Genomic DNA, 19,905 nt, shown 5'->3' with positions numbered 1-19,905 from the left:
CCCATGATCGAGATCCGTTCTTTTCGTGATCTTCTGCGCCTGTTTTTCATCTTCCGCCACGAGTTCAAGCTGGCGGCCCTCGCTGCGCTGGTCATTATCCTGCTGGGGGCGTTCCTGCTGCCGGCCAAGTACGAATCCACCGCGCGCCTGCTGGTGAAACCGGGGCGTGATTCGACGCTGCCCATCGAGATCAGCAACCGTCAGGCACTGGTGATGCCCAGCACCCAGCGCGACCCGATTGTCGACGAAGAGCGCCTGCTGACCGGGCGCCCGATTGTGCGCGCGGTTGCCGAGCGTTACCTGGAAGTGCTGGCCAACCAGCCGCCGCCGGAAGGCGTCTGGAAGCTGGGCAAATACCATGTCAAAAATGCAACCGGGGCGATCTCCGATGGTGTGCGCGTGGTGCTGGAATCCCTGGGTGTCATTGAAAAAACCACCCCGGTCGAGCGCCTGGCCGCAGGCCTGGAGCAAAGCTTCGAAGTCAGCCACGCCGCCGGCTCCACGGTGATGGACATCAGCTTCAAGTGGGGCGATCCACAGATCGCCCAGGCCGTGGTCAAAAGCTGGGTCGAGATTTACATCAACGAGCGCACCCAGGCGCTGGGGCGTAAAAGCCTCTATGCGTTCTATGAGGGCCAGGTGTCCAACAGTGCCACCGAGATCAAGAGCTACAAGGAGCAGATCCTCACGCACCTGAACGAAATCGGCGCGGCCAGCATCACCGATCGCCTGGAGGATCTGTCCGAGCGTATCAACGTGCTGCGCGGCGAAACCTTCAACACCACCCGCCTGATCGCCTCCTCCGACAGCGCCATCGAGAGCACTCGCACCCAGCTCAAGAGCCAGCCCAAGGAAGTGACCACGGTGCGCCAGATTGCGCTCAATCCTCAGCAACAGGATTTGCGCCGCCTGCTCAACCAAAAGCTGCTGGAACGCGCGGACATGATGCGCACCTACACCGATAACGCGCCGCCGGTCAAAGCCCTGGATGCGTCGATCCGTGCCATGCAGGTGCAGGTGGCGGCTGAAAGCAACACCGTGCAGAGCTCGGAAAACCGCGCGCCGAACACCCTGGAAATCCACCTGCAACGGGTGCTGCTGGACGAGTCCAGCAACAACCTGGCGCTGCGTACCCAACTGGTTCAGCAGCAGAAACAACTGGTCAACCTGGAAGCCCAGCGCAAGCAGGCGCTGGAGATTGAACCGGAGCTGACGCGCCTGTCCCGCGAGCTGAGCGCCACCGAGCGTAACTACGCGCTGTATGTGGACAACCTGGAAAAATCGCGCATCGACCGTGAGCTGGATAACAGCCAGATCAGCAACATCGCAGTGATCGAAGAAGCCACCCTGAACCCGGGGCGCATCTTCCCGAAAACCCTGGTGATGCTGACGCTGGCGATCCCGTTTGCCATCGTCGTCGGCCTGCTGGTGGTGTACCTGTGCTACCTGCTCGATCAGCGCATCCATGACGGCGGCCTGGTGGAACGCAAGTTCGGCCTGCCGCTGTGGACCACCCTGCCGGAGCTGGACACCAGCACCGCGCAGAGCACCAACGCGTTCAATGCCAGCATCTATCGACTCTACGGTTTGCTTGAGCCCGAACGGATAACCGAACAAGGCATGACCCTCGGCCTGACCTCGGCGCGCCACGGCGAGGGGGTGAGTTTTGTGGTGGGGCAATTACGACAACTGCTTCAGGAAAATGGCATCAAGGTCCGCGTCGGAGGTGCGCGGACGGCCTCGCCGGGAGAAGTGGTGCTGCTCGATGCCTCAGCGCTTTTGGATAACCGCGACGCCTTTGTCAGCCTCAGGCGGGCCGATCTGATCGCGTTGGTGGTGGAGGCCCAGAAAAGCACGGTACCGGTGGTGGAACATGCGCTGTCGATCCTCAATACGGCCTTCGGCAAGGTGGACGGCATCATTATCAACCGACGAAGGTTCGAGGTACCGGCCAAAGTGCTCAAGACCATTGCCAAGTACCGGGGGGTGTTCTGATGCGCATTGCCCTGCTGGCTCCCCTGCCACCCGAGAAAAACGGCATCGCCGACTACGCGAACCATTTCAAGCTGGCCCTGGAACAGTTGGGGGTGACGGTGCTGACACCGTTGAGCGGCGTCGAAGGCTCAAGCGCGGCGATCAAGCGGGCCATCGGCACGTTCGACTGGCACAGCGTGGATTTGGTCCACGGCGAGCTGGGCGGCGGACGGCTGGGGGAATTTTTGGCCCTGCGCGAGCTGCACAAGGCCTACCCTGCCCTGCCGCTGACCGCCACCGTGCACGACCCGGAGCGTATGGTGTGGCGCCGCGAACGCCTGCCGTTTCCCCTGCAACTGATGGAGCGATTGCCCAGCCCGTTGCCGCAGGCGGCGGTGGTGTTGGCCGATCCGCTGACGTTGCGCGAAGAGCGCCAGGTCGCCGCCGGTTTGACCCGGTTGATCACCCTGACGCGCCTGGGGGCCGAGTGCCTGAGCCAGCGCATGCGCCTGGCGGCCGGCAAAGTCGCGGTGATCAACCACGCCAACCTGGCGATTGCACCGGCGCCGTTGCCACCGCTGGACACGCTGCGCCTGCTGTATTTCGGGTTTATCTACCGTGGCAAAGGCATCGAGGACCTGTTGCAGGCCCTGGCCGACATGTTCAGGCAAGCGCCCGAGTTGCGTGGCCGCGTGCGGCTGACATTGGCCGGCGGCACGGCGGCGGAAATGGCGTTCGGCGCGGGGGGCAACTACCTCGACCAGTTGCACAGCCAGATCGCCGACCTCGACCTGGCCGACGCCATCGACTGGCGCTTGAACCTGCCGGCCGATGAGATTGCCGCGACGATCCAGGCCCATCATGTGATGATGCTGCCCTACCGTGAGTCGAAAAAACTCGGCTTGCTGGGGCGCCAGCGTGGCACCAGCGGCGCGCTGTCGTGGGCGGCGGCGTGCGGGCGTGGGGCGATCACTTCGAATGCGCGGGCGTTCGCCGAAGAGGTCGCCAGTGGCAATGGCGCGACCTATCCCCAGGGCGATGTCGCCGCCCTGTGTGCGCAACTGCTGCGCCTGGCCCGTACGCCCACGCTGGCGCGGGACTGGGCCGAGCGCGCCGGAGAAATCGGACGCGAACGTTTGTGGCCGTCGACCGCGCAGCAGTTCAGGCAACTGTTCAAACAGGCAATCATGGGAGGTCCCCATGGTGCGTAAGGGCACGTACTTGTTGACGCTTGTGCTGGTTTCGGCGCTGGGTCTGGGCGCCGTGCTGTGGGGGCGCCAGGCCGATGCCGAGAGCCATGTGCTCAAGGGCAGCAAGGTGCTGGTGTGGAAGGACTTTCTGGGCGTTAACGCGCAGTTTCTGTGGTTCAGCCCCGAGCGCTATCAGAAGCAGATCGACCGTCTCAAGGCGCTGGGCCTGGAGTGGGTGCGCCTGGATCTGCACTGGGATCAGTTGGAGCCGGTGCAGGGCCACTATCAGGTCGCCACCCTCGACCAGTTGGTGAACAAACTGCAGGACAACCAGCTCAAGTCGGTGTTCTACCTGGTCGGTTCGGCGCCCTTCGCCACCACCGCGCCCGTGGGCGCGCCGTATCAGGACCAATACCCGCCCAAAGACCCGCACGTGTTCGCCAACCGCATGGCGCTGCTGGCTGAGCGTTACCCCAGCGTGGACGCCTGGCAGGTGTGGAACGAGCCGAACCTGCTCGGCTTCTGGCGCCCGGTGGCCGACCCGGCGGGTTACGCCACGCTGCTGACCACCGCCGCCGCCGCGCTGCGCGCCATGCGCCCGGACAAACCGGTGGTGGCCGCCGGCATGGCATTTTTCAGTGAGATGCCCAACGGCCAAACCATGTTCGACGCCCTGGGCGCGCTGGGTATCGCCAGCCTCAACACGGTGATTGCCTACCACCCCTACACCCAACTGCCCGAGGGCAACGACCCGGCCAACCTGGATTTCATCGCCAAAACCACCGCGCTCAACCAGGCCTTGCGCGCAGGCGGCGTGCAAACGCTGTGGACCACCGAGTGGGGCTGGTCGACCTATACCGGCCCCAAGGACGCCCAGGACATCATTTCCCTGCAAGGCCAGGCCGATTACGTGGTGCGGCGCCTGGCGCTGATGAGCGCGCTGGATTACGACCGCACGTTCCTGTTCACCTTGAGCGACCTCGACCAGCGTGCCAGCGTGCGCGACCAGTCCTACGGCCTGCTTGATATCGACGCCAACCCCAAACCTGTCTACACCGCCTTGAAGTACTTTCTCGACGTGAGCGGGCCGAGCCTTACCCCCGGCGACCCACCCAGCGCCGACCAATTGCCCGACGGCCTGTTCAGCATCGGCTGGACCCGCGCCGATGGGCGCAAGCTGTGGTTTTTCTGGGCGCCCCAGGGCGGCAACGCGCACTTGCCGGGCCTTGCCAGCGCGACGCTGCACGACCCGTTGCGCGGCACGCAAACCCCCGTCAGTGGCACCAATGGCTTGACCGTGCCGGTCAAACCGAACCTGCAAATTCTGCTATGGGATTAAAGCCAGCCATGCGCATTTTATGGATCCTGCCTTACTCGCCCTGGCCGGCCACCAGCGGCGGCAAGACGCGCCAGTTTCACCTGCTGCGCAGCCTCGCGGCGCGCGGGCACCGGATCACGCTGCTGCTGCATGACAAGCACCCGGTGTCGCTCGCTGATCGCCAGGTGCTGGAGACCTTTCTTGAACAGCTAATCGTGCTGCCACGCCGCCCGCTACGCAGCCTGAAAACCCTGCTGGCCGGGCTGTTTGCGCCCTACCCGCTGCTGGCCAGCGTGAACGGTCTGTCCGCGTCTTTGCAGGCGCGCTTCAACCAACTGCTCAACGAACACTGGGACGTGGTGCAGATCGAACATACCTACAGCTTCCAGCCCTACGAATGCACGCTGGCGCGCACGGCCCAGCCCTTCGTGCTGACCGAGCACAACGTCGAATCGGCCCTCGGCGCCGCCACTTACGATCGCCTGCCGAACTGGGCGCTGCCGTTTATTCGCTACGACCAGTGGCGCTACGGCCGCTGGGAACAGCGGGTGATGCGCCAGGCGACGCAGGTGGTGGCGGTCACCGACAGCGATGCGCAAACCCTCGCAAAGATCGCCGGCAAGCCGGTGCCGGTGGTGGTCAACGGGGTGGACTGCGACCACTTCGCCGGTGCCCGCCCGGACCCGTCCAGCCGCCGCGTGCTGTTTTTGGGCAACTACGAATACGCGCCGAATGTGGACGCCATCGAGTGGGCGCTGGACGAGATCCTGCCCAAAGTCTGGGAACGCTGCCCGCAGGCACGCATGAGCGTGTGCGGCTTCGGCATGCCGGACAATTGGCGCACGCGCTGGCCGGACCCGCGTATCGAGTGGCAGGGTTTCGTGCCTGACTTGCTGAGCCTGCAATCGAGCTGTTCGGTGTTTCTGGCGCCGTTGCGCCACGGTGGCGGCTCCAAGCTCAAGGTGCTCGAAGCGCTGGCGGCCGGCTTGCCGCTGGCGAGCACTGATCAGGGCGTGTCCGGCCTGGACCTGGTGGAAGGCCTGGACTACCTCGGCGCCCAGAGTGCCACCGGCCTGGCCGATGCCGTGGTGCGCCTGCTGCAGTTTCCCGATGCCGCCACGCCCATGGGTGAGGCTGGCCGCGCTTACGTGCGCCGCGCCCATGACTGGAGCGTCGCCGCCAGCCAACTGGAGCGCGTCTACGCCAGCCTTTCGCCGCTCACCGAAAAGGAACCCGCATGCGTGTAGGCCTCGATTACCGCACCGTCGGCACCTCGCCGCAATCGGGCATCAGCCGCCAGGTGTACGCGCTGGAAAGCGCCCTGCACACCTTGCCGGGCATTGCGCTTGAGCGCTTTACCGTGGCGCCGCTGGGGGACGAAACACGTTTACAGGCGCACTGCCCGGCCTGGGGCTGCGCGAAGACCGCGATGCACCAGCCGCACAATCGCCTGCGCTTCGAAGCCGGTTTTTTGCCACGGGCGTTGCGCGAGCAGCAGATCGATTTGTACATCAGCACCTTCAACATGGGCCTGCCGTTGCCACCCAAACCAAAGGGATTGCGCACGGTGGTGCTGCTGCATGACCTGTTCCAGATCACCCTGGACAATTACCACGCCAACCGCCTGAAAGCGTTGATCTACAAGACCAGCGATCGCCTGTCGATTGCCTACGCGGTGCACAGCGCCGACCGCGTGTGGACGCCGTCGCAGTACAGCGCCGACGAAACCGCGCGCCTGTTTCCCAAGGCAGCGGGCAAGGTTCGCGTACTGCCCAACCAGGTGGACAGCTTTATTGAACTGGCGGCGGACCTCACTGCGCGGCAGTTGCCCGAGCGCTATTGGCTGCTGGTGGGCACCCGCGAATTGCGAAAGAACGTGCCGTTCCTGGTGCAGGCCTGGCAGGAGGCACGTCGGCTGTCCCCTGCCGTGCCGGAACTGGTGCTGGTGGGCAGCCTCGATCATCTGCCCGAGGCTCAGCGCAGCGTGGCGGGGATTCGCGCCTTGAGCGGCGTGTCGGATGCCGAGCTGCACGCGCTGTACCGCCGCGCCGCGCGCCTGTGGCAGCCGTCGTATGCCGAAGGTTTCGGCTTGCCGGTGATCGAGGCGCTGAGCGTCGGCACGCCGGTGGCCGTGGCCAGCGGCACGTCGCTGGATGAAATCACCCCGCCCTCGGCGCCGCGTTTTTCGCCCACCGATGGGCCGGCGCTGGTGCAACTGATGGTGAACCTGGGCGAGCGGCCGGACGAAGAATCACCCGAGCAACGCCGGCAGTGGGCGCAGCGTTTCAACCATCAGGCTTATCGCCAGCGCCTGGCGCAACTGATCGAGGAATTGCAATGAGAGACTCCCTGGGCGCCCCTGTCGCGATCCTGTTCGGCCTGTTGTTCGGCGTGATGGCATTGGCGCTGTCACCGGTCAAGGCATTGCTTGGCGTGGTTGGGCTGGCGGCGGCGGTGACTATCCTGCGCTTTCCGCTGTGGGGCTTGTTGCTGTTCGCCATGCTCGCGACGTTCATGCCGTATTCCACCCTCAACCTGGGCATTCGCAGCACGGTCAGCGAGGCGATCCTGGCGCTGACCTGGGGTGCGGTGCTGTGGCAGACGTTTCTCTCACGTCTGCCGGCGGCGCCCAGCCTGTGGCGCCGGCCCACCGACCAGATGCTGCTGTGGCTGATGCTGTTCAGCGTGTTTCCGTTCATTGTCGGCCAGGTGATCGTCGTCGACGTCGAAACCAGCGGCATGGCCAACTGGCTGCGCTGGTTGCTGAGCCTGTCGGCGGTGTTTCTGTGCGCCAAACTGCTGGTGGAACCCAAACAGCGCGAGTCGCTGGTGGTCGCTCTGCTGCTGGGCACGCTGGCGATGCTGGTGATGTCGATTGCGGTGTTCGTGCGCACGCGTTCCGGGGCGGGCATTGCGCCGATTCTGGCGCTGCTCAATTACGGCAACTTCGACATGCTCAAATTCGGCCTGGAAGCGATGTCTTCGCGCATGGGCTCGCCGTGGATGCACCCGAACGCCATCGGCGGGATCATGGCGCTGCTGCTGCCCCTGGCGTTCTGCTTCGGCATGACCGAGCGCGGCTGGAAACGCGCATTGGGCCTGGGCGTGGCGTGCCTCGGCGCGGCAGCGCTGCTGCTGGCCAGCAGCCGTGGTGCGATGGTCAGCCTGGCGCTGGTGCTGATGTGGATGGCCACGCGCCGTGTGCCGTACACCGGACGCCTGCTGATGATCGGCGCAGCGCTGACCGTGGCGCTGGTGCTGGCGTATCCGCCGCTGCAGGAGCGGCTGGCGACGATATTTTCATCGGACAACGCCAGTACCGAAATCCGTTTTGACGAGTACCGCATGTTTCCCCAGGCGGTGGCGGCCTACCCGTTCGGCATTGGCTTCAAGGTCGACCCGCCGGTGCCGGGCACGCCGTTTCTGGGGATCTCCAATCTGTGGCTGAACTTCATCTACAAGACCGGCATTGTCGGCATGCTGCTGTTCGTCGCGGTGACCGTGCGCTGGTGGCGTGAGGCACGCCCGGAGCGCGGCCCGATCCGTCTGACCAAGGACAATGCACTGTGGCTGGGCAGTACCGCCGGGATCCTCGCGGCGCTGGTCAGCGGGTTGTTCGACCACTACTTCAGCTTTGCGGTGGTGATGGTGGCGCTGTTCTGGCTGATGGTAGGGCTCAATGTGCTGGAAGCACGCCGCCTGTTTCCGACGCGCGCACCGCAGGTCAAGCGCGTGGCCTATCGCAAACAGCAGCCTGATGGCGTGCGTCCCTGATGCTCGGCTCCGCCGCCTGGCTGACGCTGGCGACCCTGCTGGGCCTGTGCCTGGGGTTTGCGCGTGAATGGCTGCTGGTGGCGGCCTGGGGTGCGGGCGAGCGCAGTGACGCCTTCCTGATCGCGCTGTTTTTGCCCGAGGCGCTGCGCATGTCGTTGGCCGGCGGTGTGCTGAGTGCCGCAGCGTTGCCGCTGTATCTGCAACGCAAGGATGCCGAGCGCCTGGGCTGGCTGACCGTGCTGTTCCCGGCATTGATGGCGATTGCGTTGGTCACCAGCCTGCTGCTGACGTTGTTGGCGCCGTGGCTGGTCCAACTGCTGGGACCGGGGTTGGCGGACAGCGCCACGGCACTCGCCTCCGGCAATCTGCAGGTGGTCGCCTGGTGCGTGCCGGGCTTGATGCTGCACGCGCTGTTCAGCATTCCGTTGCAGGCCAGTGAGCGGTTTGTGCTGGCGGGGCTGGGCTCGTTGCTGTTCAACCTGCCGCCGGTGACCTACCTTGCCCTGGCCGGAACCGCGACCGCGCCGCACACCCTGGCCCTGGCGTGCCTGGCCGGCAGCCTGCTGATGCCGCTGGCGCTGTTGCCGTCGATCTGGCGCCAGGGGTGGCGACCGTGGCGCTGGCAGTGGTCGGCGGCGCCGTTGCGGGAACTGGGCCAGCGCATCGGCCCCTTGTTGCTGAGCAACGGTGCGAGCCAGGGTCTGGCGTTGATCGAACGGCTGGTGGCGTCGCTGCTGGGCGAAGGCGCGGTAACCTGGGTGAACCTCGCGCGCAAGCTGATGAACCTGCCGCTGATTGCACTGATGAGCCTCAATCAGGTGCTGCTGGGCATGATGAGCCGCCGCCAGGGCGATGCGCGCCTGGCTCTGCTCAAACGCGGCCTGGACACCGCGAGCCTGCTGACCCTGCCCGCCGGCGTCGGCCTGGTGGCGGCGGCACCGAGCCTGGTGGCGCTGCTGTTGCCCAGCCAGTCGGCGGACTCACCGTTGCCGCTGCTGCTGGCGTGGTTCGCGGTGCCATTGGTGTTCGGCGCGTGGAACGCGTTGCTGGCGCGTTATGCCTATGCGGCGGGTGACACGCACCAGCCCCTGCGCTGCGAGCTGCTTGGCAGCCTGGTCAATGTGCTGCTGCTGGCCGCCTTGCCCTTTGTGTTCGGCCTGGCCGGTATTCCCTTGGCGGCGCTGGCTGGGGTGATCTGCACGGCGCTGCTGTTGATGCAACGTCAGGCGCTGCTTGGCGCTCTGCCCTGGGCCAGGCAATGGCTGCTGAGCGCAACACTGATGCTGCTGGCGGCTTTGCTGCTGTTTTCAATTGACGGCGTGTGGCTGCAACTGGGGCTCAGCACCTTGGCCGGGGCCGTGGTGTTACTGGGCATGGGGCTGTGGCTCAAGCCGTGGCGCAAGGCATGAATGATCGATCAGGAAGACGCCCATGAAACATCGTTGGATTCAAATGGATATCGCCAAAGGCATCGGCATCCTGGTGATCGTGTTCGCCCACAGCTGGTTCGTGGCAAATTCCCAGGAGTTGATGTACCCGATACTGGCGTCGTTCGTCATACCGCTGTTCTTCTTTTTGTCCGGGGTGTTTTTCAAGCCGGAGCAGCCGTTTGTGGAGATGGCGGTACGCAAGGCCGACGGCCTGCTCAAGCCGTTTTTTTTCACCCTGCTGCTGTATGTCAGCCTGCGTGCGCTGCTGCGCAACCAACCCTTGCTGCCGGACATTGGCGGCGTGTTCTATGCCTCGGTGGACACCATTCCGTGGCAGGCCATGTGGTTTCTGCCCCATATGTGGGTGGCGATCCTGTTCAGTTGGGTGATGCTGCGCCTGATCCTGCGGCTGAAACTTGCGCCGTGGGCCAGTGCCCTGCTGCTTGCCGTGCAATTGCTGCTCGGGATCTGGATGTTGCCGCTGTTCTGGCAATGGCCGGTGACGCTTGGCGAGCACACCTGGATACTGCCGGGGCTGCCGTTCAGCCTGGATATCACCCTGATCAGCAGCGCCTGCTTCATCGCCGGCTACCTGCTGCGCGACTGGCTGCGCACGCACCCTGGCAGTTGGCTGACGCTGTTGATCGCGGTGGTGTTGTTCGCCGTGTTGTTCGACTTGACCCGAGACACCATGGACCTGGCGCAACGGCGTTATGACCACTGGTTGTGGACCAGCCTGCTGGCGGTGATTGGCATGTATGCGTGCTGGGCGTTGGCGAAGGTGTTGACGGTTTCGGCGCTGGTGACGCGGGCCATGACCTACATCGGTCAGTCCACGCTGATCCTGCTGATTTTTCACGGGGAGATCCAGCACAAGACCTTCGACCTGATGCAGCGCCTGGGCCTGCATCCTTTCCTGGCGGCGGGTGTAGGGTTGGTGGTGGCGGTGGTGGGACCGTTGCTGATCGGTGAAGTGATCAAGCGGACGGCGGTTCTGCGGTTTTTCTATTTCCCGTTTCCGGTGGCAAGGCATCGCTGAATTGCCCGGTGGGAGCAGGCTTGCTCGCGCATGTGGTGGGTCAGCTTGCTTGTGTCTGCGCTGAGTCACCGCTATCGCGGGCCAGCCCGCTCCCACGAGGGAGGGCGGGTTAGTCGTCGAGTTGTTGTGGGGCTTTTGCGCCCGGCTTGCCGGGTTTACCCTTGGCGGGGGCGGGTTCGGCTGGCGCAGCTTCTACGGCGGCGGCGGCCTCCTTCTCGGCCATGGGCATCTGGTCGATGGTGCTGAAGAACTCCTTGAGGTCGAGGGTATCCGGAGGCACGGTCTTCTCGAGTTTCTTCTCGCCGTCCTTGCCGATCAGGATCACCTTGGTGCCGCTGCCGGCGCCCAGCTTGAGGGCGCGGATCAGCGCATTGGTTTCAGGCGGCGTGAGCTTTTTGTTGTCCTTGGCCTCCTTGGCGAACTTTTCCCCCTCGGCGCCGATGCTGCCGAACTTGACGGTGTAGAACACCATGTTGCGCTCTTCGAACGACTGCTTGTTGGCAGGCTCGTCCAGCTGTTTCTGCAGCGTGGACAATGTGGCGTTACCGGAATCGAGCTCCACCACCACCAGCGGACGGGCCTTGCCCATGTCCTGCTTGAGCGGGTTGATATCATCCGCGGCCAACAGCGGCCCCGTAAAAGCCATCAAGGTAGCCAGGGTCAGCGACCGGATGAGCATGCGCACCTCCTTTGAATTGCGTGCAGGTTCTTGAGTTTCATGTGTGCGACCGTCAATTTCAAGGATGATTCCTACGCCCGGTTCTGAAAGCGTAGGTCAGGACACCCGCCGCGCAAGAGATCAGGCGGGTTGGGCGATGATTGTTTCTTCTGATTGCGCGAATATCAGAGGCCATTCCAGTGTGGCCAATGCCGGGCGAATACCGGGGCCACGATCGGGTCGGCATCCACCTGCGCGAGGGTGTGGGCAAAGCCCGGGGCCAATGCGCCCAACGCTTCCCGCGCACCCTCCCAGCGCGACACCGCCGCGGCCATGATGCCCAAAGCGTTCGGCGCATGGTTGGGCGCGAACAACTGGCCGGCAAACTGATCGGCGAATACCACCCAGGCCTGGTGCAGGTAGCGCCGTGTGCCGCTGACCAGGTGCGCCTGCAGCGCCTGATCGACGTCGCCCAGCCAGCGTTGCGGGTAGTCGATGATGCCGATGGCCGAATAGCAATTGGCGGCGATGTAGAGCAGGCCACGCAGAATTTGCCCGCGGTTGCCGGCCAGCAGGCCCGCATCGGGAAACTCCAGGCCGAGGTGGATCAGAATGGCCGCGCTTTCGGTGAGGACCTGCCCATCGGGTGTCACCAGGGTGGGGATCTGTTTGAGCGGATTGATTCGCGCAAGCGCTTCACTGCCCTCGCCCTCATGCCAGGAACTGGCGTCCACGCGCTGCCAGGGCACGGCGCAACGTTGCAGGGCAATGTCGATCATGCACGAGCCGGATTCGTCGGTGCCGTAGAGCGTGTACAGGGTGTTGCCTCCTTTAAAACAGCCCCATCTGTCCACCGACCAGGGTGCTGAAGTCGTCATCCACAAACGGCAGGATCGCATCCGCCACCGGCTGCAATTGTCGTGTCACGTAGTGGTCGTAGTCGATTGGCGCCTGCCGCACTTCCAGCGGCTCCGGGCCATTGACGCTGATCACGTAGCTGATCCAGCCGCCACGCTGGTACTGGCGCGGACGGCCCAGGCGGTCGTTGTAGTCATCGGCCAGGCGCGCGGCGCGCACATGGGGCGGCACGTTGCGCTCGTAGTCGTCCAGGCGCCGGCGCAGACGTTTGCGATAGATCAGCAGCTCATCGAACTCGCCGCTCACGGTGCGGCGCACGTAGTCGCGAATGTAATCCTGGTGGGGCTGGCGGTGGAAGATGCGCTGGTAAAGTTCCTGCTGGAACCGCCGGGCCAGGGGCGACCAGTCACTGCGCACGGTCTCGAGGCCCTTGTAGACCATCTCTTCGCTGCCGTCGGCGCGCACCACCAGCCCGGCGTAGCGTTTCTTGCTGCCCTCCTCCGCGCCGCGGATGGTCGGCATCAGAAAGCGCGTGAAGTGGGTCTCGAACTGCAGCTCCAGTGCACTGTGCAGGCCGAACGCCGTCTGCAGGTGCGCGCGCCACCACTCGTTGACGTGAGCGACCAGCGCCTGGCCGATGCGGCTGGCGTCCTCCTGGGCATGGGCGCTGCCGAGCCAGACGAAGGTGGAGTCGGTGTCGCCGTAGATCACTTCATAGCCCTGGGCTTCAACCAGCTCGCGGGTCTGGCGCATGATTTCATGGCCACGCAGGGTGATCGACGAGGCCAGCCGCGTGTCGAAGAACCGGCAACCGCTGGAGCCGAGGACGCCGTAGAAGGCGTTCATGATGATTTTCAGCGCCTGGGACAGCGGTGCGTTGCGCTCACGCTTGGCCACCTCGCGGCCTTCGGAAACCCGCGCGACGATGGCGGGCAGGCAGTGCCGGGTGCGGGAAAACCGCGCGCCGCGAAAGCCTTCCACCGAGTCGCTGTCGTCAGGGTGCTTGAGGCCTTCGATCAGGCCCACCGGGTCGATCAGGAAACTGCGGATGATTGACGGGTAGAGGCTTTTGTAGTCGAGCACCAGCACCGACTCGTACAGGCCCGGGCGCGAATCCATGACAAAGCCGCCGGGGCTGGCCTGGGGTGGTTTGTCGCCCAGGTTCGGCGCAACGAAGCCCTGACGGTGCATCAGCGGCAGGTACAGGTGGGTAAAGGCGGCAACCGAACCACCGTTGCGGTCGGCCGGCAACCCGGTGACGCTGGCCCGCTCCAGCAGGAACTTGAGCAGCTCGGTCCTGGCGAAGATCCGCGTGACCAACTCGCAGTCCTTGAGGTTGTAGCGCGCCAGGGCGGGCTTGTCCTCGGCGAACATGCGGTTGATTTCGTCCATGCGCTGGTACGGCGTGGAAATATCCTTGCCTTCGCCGAGCAGGGTTTGCGCGACGTTTTCCAGGCTGAAGGACTCGAAACTCCAGGTGGCCGAGCGCAGGGCTTCGATGCCGTCGATGATCAGGCGCCCGGCGGCGGCGGCGAAGTAATGATTGCGGCTGCCATGTTCGCGCCAGGCCATCGGCTCGTCGCCACGGCCGAGCATCAGCGGCACGTTGAGGCGCTGGGCATGTTCGTGCAGCACGCGCAGGTCGAACTGCACCACATTCCAGCCGATGATCGCATCGGGGTCGTGGGTGGCAAGCCAGCGGTTGAGGGCTTCGATCAGTTGGGCGCGGGTGTCGCAGTAGTCGAGCTTGAAGTCCACCGCGCAGGCGTTGTTCGGCGGGCCCAGCATGTACACCTGACGCTCGCCGCAGCCTTGCAGGCCAATGCAATAGAGATCGCCCTGGGCGGTGGTTTCAATGTCCAGGGACACCAGCTTGAGCGGCGGGCGGTAGTCGGGGGCGGGTTTCATCTGTGCGTCGAGCAAGGTGCCGTCGGCATCGGGGGTGCCGCCGAACCACACCGGGGCGGTGATGAAGCGCTCCATCATGTAGCGCTCGGGCGGGCGCACGTCGCCCTCGTAGACGTCAACGCCGGCGGTGCGCAGGCGCTTTTCCAGGTCCATTGCCTGGCGGTGCTGGCGCGTATACAGGCCGAGGACGGGGCGGTGATGGAAATCGCACAACTGCAACGGCCGCAGCTCGATGTCGCGCTCGTCCTTGAGCAGCCAGTCGAGCGGCTTGCGATGGGCTTCGGGGATGAACATCACCGAGGTCTGCACGGGCAGGCGGACAAACCTGGGCCCTTGGTCGGTGGCCAGCCAGAAGCTGACCTGCGTACCCTCCGGGGTGTCACGCCAATGCCGGGTCAGGACGAAACCCTGCTGTAAATCCACCGTGCCGCACCTCAAACATTGCGTTCAGGGCGTGATTCTACCCGGCATCCGGCCGGACGCGGCAGGTTAACGCTCGCGCGGACCCTAATCTGACAAATTTGTTGCAAAACGCTAATAACAATTACTATCATTTGCGCCGGAGTCGTATTCGCGCAGTGAGGACGCGCAACGCTGTTGCCCTTTTCCTCACATTGACGGTTCTCCGTCAGGATCGACCATGCCCACCTGTAACCGACTCGCCGTGCCGTTTCGCCCTGCCCTGCTCGCCCTTTGCTGCTCCCTGAGCCTTACCGCCCATGCTGCTACCCCGGCCGATCCGAATACGCGCCAGGACGGCAACACACTGGAATTGGGCGCCACCAACATCAGCGCCGACGCACCCGCGCCGAACGCGCTGCCGCCGGCGTACAGCGGCGGACAGGTGGCACGCGGTGGCCAATTGGGTGTGCTGGGCAATCAGGACATCATGGATGTGCCGTTCAGCATGGCGTCCTATACCGAGAAATTGATCCGCGACCAGCAGGCCGAAACGGTGGCGGACGTGCTGCTCAACGACTCATCCGTGCGTCAGGCCTCGGGGTATGCGAACCAGGCGCAGGTCTTTGTGATTCGCGGCCTGCAACTTAATGGTGACGACATTTCCTTCAACGGCCTGTACGGCATCCTGCCACGTCAGATCATGTCCACCGACGCGCTGGAGCGCGTGGAAGTGTTCAAGGGCCCCAATGCCTTTATCAACGGTGTCACGCCGGGCGGCTCGGGGATTGGCGGCGGCGTGAACCTGCAACCCAAGCGCGCCGATGATGTGCCGTTGCGCCGCTTCAGCACCGATATCAGCAGCGATGGCCGGGTGGGCGAGCATCTGGATGTGGGCCAGCGGTTTGGCGAGGGCAATCGGTTTGGCGCGCGGGTGAATATTTCCCAGCGCGAAGGCGATACCGGCATTGATGACGAGAACCAGCGGGCCAAGCTGTTCGCCGTCGGCCTGGATTATCGTGGCGATGCCCTGCGTTTATCAGGTGATTTCGTTTACCAGAAACAGCGCGTCAACGGCGGCCGTAACTCGGTGTTCCTGGGCACCGGCGTCACCCACATCCCGAGTGCACCCTCGGCCGATACCAACTACGCGCCAAGCTGGAACGCAACCAACATCGAAGACACGCTGGGTATGCTGCGCGGCGAATACGACCTCAACGACACCTGGACCGCCTACCTTGCCGCCGGCGCCAAGCACACCCATGAAAGCGGGCGCTATTCGTCGGTGACCCTGACCGATAATTTCGGCACAGCCAAGGTGACTGGTTCGCGCATCGCCCATCAGGAGGACAACACCAGCCTGATGACGGGCCTCAATGGCAAGTTCCAGACCGGTGCGGTCAGCCACCAACTGAACCTCGGCCTGACCGGCACCTGGACGCAGGCGCGCAATGCCTACGAGTTCGACTTCACGCCTAATGCCAGCAACCTCTACCACCCTTCCAGCAATATTACGCAACCGGTGCGCGGCACGGTGAACGGTGGTGACCTGGGCGATCCCGGTATCACCGCCAAGACGTTCGTGCGCAGTGCGGCCATCTCTGACACCTTTGGTTTCCTGGACGACCGTCTGCTGTTCACCGCAGGGCTGCGCCATCAGGAAATGGTCATGCAGAACTATGCGTATGGTTCCGGTCCGCGCAGCTCCAACTACACCGCGTCAATCAACACGCCGGTTTACGGCATCGTGTTCAAACCCTGGGAACATGTGTCGCTTTATGCCAACCATATTGAAGGCTTGACCCAGGGGCCGACGGCACCGGTGTCGTCCGGCGGCCTGACGGTGACCAATGGTGCACAAGCCTACGCGCCCGCCCGCTCGAAGCAGACTGAAGCGGGGGTGAAACTGGACATGGGCACCTACGGCGCAACGCTGGGTGTGTACCGTATCGAGCAACCGAGTGATGGTTACTCGATCCAGACCGGCGCGACCACTGCCACTTATGTGCGCGAAGGCCAGCAAATCAACCAGGGGGTGGAGCTGAATGTCTTCGGTGAGCCTGTCAGTGGTTTGCGTTTGCTCGGTGGCGTAACGGTAATGAAGACCGAGCTCAAGGACACGCTCAATGGCGCCAACGACGGCAATCGCGCAATCGGTGTGCCTTCATTCCAGCTCAATGCAGGGGTGGATTGGGATGTGCCGGGGCTGCAGGGCGCAACCCTCAGCGGTCGCATGCTGCGCACTGGCGGCCAGTACGCCGATGCGGCCAACAACCTGAGTCTGCCGGCCTGGAATCGCTTCGACCTGGGTGCGCGCTACACTTTCAAAGTGGAGCAGCGCAATGTGACGCTGGGCGCCAATGTGGAGAATGTCGCGAATGAGAAATACTGGGAGTCGGCGTTGGGGGGTTATCTGAGTCAGGGCGAACCGCGTGTTGCCAAGTTATCGGCGACGATTGATTTTTAATCGCCTTCGAAGCCGGGCATCGCTATCGATGCCCGCTTGGGTCACGCCTGGCGAGCGGCGCCCAGGTAGCTTTCGATGTTGCCCATCTGGTCGTCCCAGCCACGGGAGTTCATCTTGAACGCCTTCTGGCGGCGGGCTTCAGGCACCTTGTCGAAACCGGATTCGACCACCCGCAACAGGATGCCCGGCGCACGGTCCTCGATGGTAAATTCCACCAGCGTCGGAATTTCGTTATCGTAGTCGACGCCTTCCAGTACCGCGAAGGGATGCCAATGAAAAGAGAACAGGGTCTGCGGCAGGATGCGTTCGATTCTGGCTTTCCAGACCACGTGTTCGTAGCCCGGATAAGTAATCGGCGCTTCGACGGTTTCCCCCTCGACAAAACGCTTGCCTTTGAGGGCGACGCCGAACCAGGCGCCAAACTGTTCGGCGTCGGTGAGTGCTTCCCACACCTTTTTACGTGAAGCGTTGAGCAGAATCTTCCGCTCGATGCGATCCAATACGTGCATAAGTCACCTCCTCCATTGACCTTAGGTGACATCGACAGATGCGCAACCTGGGTTGCGCGCGATGATGCCCCCGTCCTTGACCAAGCCAATGGTTATGACTGACCCATTGCAGGGAAGTTGCTTTTGAAATCTGCGCGCTACCGGCTTGATCTAGACATGCGGATCGCCTGGCGCCTTGCTCGGCGTCGCGTACTGCGGCTTCAAGTGGCCTTCCTGGTCGAGTAACCAGGCGTCCATGATCTGCCTGACCACAGGGCCAGCCACGCGCCCGCCGGCCTCGCCGTTTTCGATCATCACCGAGATCACGATTTTCGGATGCTCGGCCGGCGCGAAGCCGACGAACAAGGCGTTGTCGCGATGGCGCTCCAGGGTCTTGTCGCGGTTGTAACGCTCGCCCTGCTTGATTGCCACCACCTGCGCCGTACCACTCTTGCCGGCGATGCGGTATTGCGCACCTTGCGCGGCAGCCCGGGCGATACCGCGCGGGTCGTGCATCACCAGTTGCATGCCGTGGTTGACCTGCTCCCAGTCACGCGGATCCTTGAGGACGACATTGGGCATCGGGTTTTCATCCACCGGCGGCACACCGTTGATGGTCTTGGCCAGATGCGGCCGATTCCACACGCCCTTGTTGGCGATCAACGCGGTGGCCTGGGCCAATTGCAACGGTGTGACCTGCATATAGCCCTGACCGATGCCGAGGATCACGGTCTCGCCGGGGAACCAGGGTTGACGCCTGGTCGCGCGCTTCCAGGCCTGGGATGGCATGAGGCCTGCGGACTCTTCGAACATGTCCAGCGAGACTTTCTGGCCAAGGCCAAATTCTGCCAGGTAGTCGTGCAGACGGTCGATGCCCAGCTTGTGGGCGAGGTCGTAGAAGTAGGTATCGTTGGAGCGCATGATCGCCGAATCCATGTCCACCCAGCCGTCGCCACTGTGGTTCCAGTTGCGGTATTTGTGATCGAAATCCGGCAGTTGGTAGTAACCCGGGTCGAACACGCGGGTTTGTGGGGTGACGACACCACTGTCGAGGCCGGCGATGGCCACTTCCGGCTTGATGGTTGAGCCCGGGGCGTACAAGCCTCTGAGGACGCGGTTGAACAGCGGCCGGTCAATGGAGTCGTGCAGCGCGGCGTATTCCTTGAAACTGATCCCAGTAACGAACAGGTTCGGATCGAAACTGGGCTTGCTGACCATGGCGAGCACTTCGCCCGTTTGCGGGTCGAGAGCAACGACGGAACCACGACGGTCGCCCAGCGCCTCCTCGGCGGCTTCCTGGAGGTGAACATCGAGACTCAGGACAATGTTTTTACCGGGGATCGGGTCGGTGTGCTTGAGCACTCGTAATACGCGACCTTGGGCATTGGTCTCGACTTCTTCATAGCCGACATGACCATGCAGCTCGGATTCGTAGAAGCGTTCAATACCGGTTTTACCAATGGACTGGGTGCCGCGGTATTCCACCGAATCAAGCGCCTTGGATTCTTTCTCGTTGATACGACCAACATAGCCGATGGAGTGCGCGAAGTGCGCTCCGAGCGGGTAATGTCTGACGAACTGTGGTTCGACATCCACGCCAGGCAAGCGGAATTCGTTAACCGCCAACAGGGCGATCTGTTCTTCCGTCAGTTCGTAAAACAAGGTGACAGGAACAAAAGGATGGCGTGCCTGCTTGAGTGCCTTGTCAAATACTGCGCGGTCCTCGGCGGGCAAGTGCAACAGGCTGACGATGGCGTCCAGCTCACCCTTCAGGTCAGTCGTGCGTTCACGGGTAATGGTGAGGTTGTAACTGGGACGGTTGTCAGCCAGCACCACGCCATTGCGATCATAAATCAGGCCGCGGGTTGGGGTGATGGGAAGAACATGGACCCGGTTGTTTTCGGAGATCGTGGAGTGGTAATCGAACTGCACCACCTGCAGGAAATACAAGCGGCCCACCAGTGCACAGGTGATGCCTATCACCAGCAGGGCACAGGCCAGCAGGCGCTTGTTGACCAGGCTGTTTTCTTTTTCGTGATCTTTGATCGGTATGGGTCCGGGCATTTCTACAGCATCTCGTTGAAAAAGGTCGACGCCGCTTCCTGCGCAGAGAGATCAATCCTTTTGAAAAGTGCTGCACCATACCAAAAATGTAGAAACACTTTGCATCGATTTCCCGAACGGCAGCTTGATGATGGGTGACGGCTGTTGATCAAAACGTTGAACTTTTAGTGAACACTTTCCAATCGCCCAAAACAAAACCCCATCTGCTTTCGCAAATGGGGTTTCGGAATTTAATCTTGACGATGACCTACTCTCACATGGGGAAACCCCACACTACCATCGGCGATGCATCGTTTCACTGCTGAGTTCGGGATGGGATCAGGTGGTTCCAATGCTCT

The 19,905-nt window shown here is 63.2% G+C and carries 14 protein-coding genes and 1 rRNA gene; 9 read left to right on the top strand and 6 right to left on the bottom strand.

What is annotated here, in order from left to right; translation table 11 throughout:
* Nucleotides 1-3 precede the first annotated feature (3 nt).
* From TU79_RS16300 to TU79_RS16265, 8 genes are read left to right on the top strand one after another with little or no spacing between them, the layout of a single operon-like run.
* A complete protein-coding gene (locus TU79_RS16300) occupies nucleotides 4-1,995 on the top strand; it encodes a GumC family protein (RefSeq protein ID WP_057008941.1) in 1,992 nt (663 codons plus the stop codon).
* Nucleotides 1,995-3,185, top strand: a complete 1,191-nt coding sequence (locus tag TU79_RS16295; RefSeq protein ID WP_057008940.1) for a glycosyltransferase — start codon at nucleotides 1,995-1,997, stop codon at nucleotides 3,183-3,185. The genes TU79_RS16300 and TU79_RS16295 overlap by 1 nt, the downstream gene beginning before the upstream one ends.
* Nucleotides 3,175-4,503: a GH39 family glycosyl hydrolase gene (locus tag TU79_RS16290; RefSeq protein WP_057008939.1), complete on the top strand. Its 1,329-nt coding sequence runs from the start codon at nucleotides 3,175-3,177 to the stop codon at nucleotides 4,501-4,503. The genes TU79_RS16295 and TU79_RS16290 overlap by 11 nt, the downstream gene beginning before the upstream one ends.
* An 8-nt stretch (nucleotides 4,504-4,511) precedes the next feature.
* Nucleotides 4,512-5,729: a glycosyltransferase family 4 protein gene (locus TU79_RS16285; protein WP_057008938.1), complete on the top strand. Its 1,218-nt coding sequence runs from the start codon at nucleotides 4,512-4,514 to the stop codon at nucleotides 5,727-5,729.
* Nucleotides 5,720-6,823, top strand: a complete 1,104-nt coding sequence (locus tag TU79_RS16280) for a glycosyltransferase family 4 protein (RefSeq protein ID WP_057008937.1) — start codon at nucleotides 5,720-5,722, stop codon at nucleotides 6,821-6,823. The genes TU79_RS16285 and TU79_RS16280 overlap by 10 nt, the downstream gene beginning before the upstream one ends.
* Nucleotides 6,820-8,256 (top strand): O-antigen ligase family protein, encoded by a 1,437-nt coding sequence (locus TU79_RS16275; protein ID WP_057008936.1) that lies wholly within the window; start codon nucleotides 6,820-6,822, stop codon nucleotides 8,254-8,256. The genes TU79_RS16280 and TU79_RS16275 overlap by 4 nt, the downstream gene beginning before the upstream one ends.
* Nucleotides 8,256-9,665 (top strand): lipid II flippase MurJ, encoded by a 1,410-nt coding sequence (locus TU79_RS16270; RefSeq protein ID WP_057008935.1) that lies wholly within the window; start codon nucleotides 8,256-8,258, stop codon nucleotides 9,663-9,665. Before TU79_RS16275 ends, TU79_RS16270 begins: the two co-directional genes overlap by 1 nt.
* Nucleotides 9,666-9,687: 22 nt before the next feature.
* Nucleotides 9,688-10,725, top strand: coding sequence for an acyltransferase family protein (locus tag TU79_RS16265; protein WP_057008934.1), 1,038 nt, complete (start codon nucleotides 9,688-9,690; stop codon nucleotides 10,723-10,725).
* Nucleotides 10,726-10,834: 109 nt separating this feature from the next.
* Here TU79_RS16265 and TU79_RS16260 read toward each other — a convergent pair whose 3' ends face one another.
* The 3 genes from TU79_RS16260 to TU79_RS16250 all read right to left on the bottom strand — a co-directional run bounded on the left by TU79_RS16260 (nucleotide 10,835) and on the right by TU79_RS16250 (nucleotide 14,572).
* The gene (locus TU79_RS16260) at nucleotides 10,835-11,404 is read right to left on the bottom strand and encodes a DUF4174 domain-containing protein (RefSeq protein WP_057008933.1); all 570 of its coding nucleotides are present in this window, start codon (nucleotides 11,402-11,404) and stop codon (nucleotides 10,835-10,837) included.
* Nucleotides 11,405-11,568: 164 nt separating this feature from the next.
* A complete protein-coding gene (locus TU79_RS16255) occupies nucleotides 11,569-12,201 on the bottom strand; it encodes a glutathione S-transferase N-terminal domain-containing protein (RefSeq protein WP_057009107.1) in 633 nt (210 codons plus the stop codon).
* 13 nt (nucleotides 12,202-12,214) lie between these two features.
* On the bottom strand, nucleotides 12,215-14,572 hold the full coding sequence (locus TU79_RS16250; RefSeq protein ID WP_057008932.1) for a DNA polymerase II: 2,358 nt from the start codon (nucleotides 14,570-14,572) through the stop codon (nucleotides 12,215-12,217).
* Between the two features lie 217 nt (nucleotides 14,573-14,789).
* On the opposite strand from TU79_RS16250, the gene TU79_RS16245 reads away from it, so the two are divergent.
* Complete coding sequence (locus tag TU79_RS16245) at nucleotides 14,790-17,015, top strand: TonB-dependent receptor (protein WP_057008931.1); 2,226 nt, start codon at nucleotides 14,790-14,792, stop codon at nucleotides 17,013-17,015.
* Nucleotides 17,016-17,056: 41 nt separating this feature from the next.
* Here TU79_RS16245 and TU79_RS16240 read toward each other — a convergent pair whose 3' ends face one another.
* The 3 genes from TU79_RS16240 to rrf all read right to left on the bottom strand — a co-directional run.
* Nucleotides 17,057-17,524, bottom strand: a complete 468-nt coding sequence (locus TU79_RS16240; RefSeq protein ID WP_057008930.1) for an SRPBCC family protein — start codon at nucleotides 17,522-17,524, stop codon at nucleotides 17,057-17,059.
* 150 nt (nucleotides 17,525-17,674) lie between these two features.
* A complete protein-coding gene (mrdA, locus tag TU79_RS16235) occupies nucleotides 17,675-19,567 on the bottom strand; it encodes a penicillin-binding protein 2 (RefSeq protein WP_057008929.1) in 1,893 nt (630 codons plus the stop codon).
* Between the two features lie 234 nt (nucleotides 19,568-19,801).
* Nucleotides 19,802-19,905: ribosomal RNA gene (gene rrf, locus TU79_RS16230) — 5S ribosomal RNA — on the bottom strand; the annotation flags it as partial.

This window comes from Pseudomonas trivialis (assembly GCF_001439805.1).
Lineage (GTDB): Bacteria > Pseudomonadota > Gammaproteobacteria > Pseudomonadales > Pseudomonadaceae > Aquipseudomonas > Aquipseudomonas trivialis.
This window is presented reverse-complemented; position numbering and strand designations above follow the sequence as displayed.

Bases quoted from the DNA above. Each gene is read 5' to 3' on its own strand.
- TU79_RS16245 (WP_057008931.1), top strand. From the start codon at position 14,790: ATGCCCACCTGTAACCGACTCGCCGTGCCGTTTCGCCCTGCCCTGCTC.
- TU79_RS16260 (WP_057008933.1), bottom strand. From the start codon at position 11,404: ATGCTCATCCGGTCGCTGACCCTGGCTACCTTGATGGCTTTTACGGGG.
- mrdA (WP_057008929.1), bottom strand. From the start codon at position 19,567: ATGCCCGGACCCATACCGATCAAAGATCACGAAAAAGAAAACAGCCTG.
- TU79_RS16290 (WP_057008939.1), top strand. From the start codon at position 3,175: ATGGTGCGTAAGGGCACGTACTTGTTGACGCTTGTGCTGGTTTCGGCG.
- TU79_RS16275 (WP_057008936.1), top strand. From the start codon at position 6,820: ATGAGAGACTCCCTGGGCGCCCCTGTCGCGATCCTGTTCGGCCTGTTG.
- TU79_RS16240 (WP_057008930.1), bottom strand. From the start codon at position 17,524: ATGCACGTATTGGATCGCATCGAGCGGAAGATTCTGCTCAACGCTTCA.
- TU79_RS16300 (WP_057008941.1), top strand. From the start codon at position 4: ATGATCGAGATCCGTTCTTTTCGTGATCTTCTGCGCCTGTTTTTCATC.
- TU79_RS16270 (WP_057008935.1), top strand. From the start codon at position 8,256: ATGCTCGGCTCCGCCGCCTGGCTGACGCTGGCGACCCTGCTGGGCCTG.
- TU79_RS16295 (WP_057008940.1), top strand. From the start codon at position 1,995: ATGCGCATTGCCCTGCTGGCTCCCCTGCCACCCGAGAAAAACGGCATC.
- TU79_RS16280 (WP_057008937.1), top strand. From the start codon at position 5,720: ATGCGTGTAGGCCTCGATTACCGCACCGTCGGCACCTCGCCGCAATCG.
- TU79_RS16285 (WP_057008938.1), top strand. From the start codon at position 4,512: ATGCGCATTTTATGGATCCTGCCTTACTCGCCCTGGCCGGCCACCAGC.
- TU79_RS16265 (WP_057008934.1), top strand. From the start codon at position 9,688: ATGAAACATCGTTGGATTCAAATGGATATCGCCAAAGGCATCGGCATC.